The sequence below is a fragment of the Paenibacillus xylanexedens genome (assembly GCF_007676705.1).
Taxonomy (GTDB): Bacteria; Bacillota; Bacilli; order Paenibacillales; family Paenibacillaceae; genus Paenibacillus; species Paenibacillus xylanexedens_C.
Genome location: NZ_VEBF01000454.1, coordinates 1 through 254 on the forward strand (window position 1 = coordinate 1; position 254 = coordinate 254).

1 protein-coding gene is annotated in these 254 nt (G+C 47.6%); it reads right to left on the minus strand.

Annotated elements, in window-relative coordinates; translation table 11 throughout:
• The coding region (locus tag FS628_RS33330; RefSeq protein WP_369008918.1) for a PLP-dependent transferase at positions 1 to 235 on the minus strand (235 nt) is incomplete at its 3' end.
• Positions 236 to 254: the final 19 nt, after the last annotated feature.

The window sequence follows — 254 nt, forward strand, 5'->3', positions numbered from 1 at the left end:
TAGGGGTGGATTGTTTATTGTGTATTTGATAGGGCGGATGATGGGATAGGGCTGGATGGTAGAGTTGAAGGACCGGTGGATGGTGAAGGAAGTATTTGGGAATGGTAAGTGGATTGTGGTGATGAGGGTGGATGGGAAGAGGTAGGGTTTTGATGGGTTTGATGAACTGATAAGAGTGAGTTGGAGAGAATAGGGGTGGAATGGAATTATGGAGGAAAGGGACTTGGGGGGACAATGGGTGACGGTTGGTTATG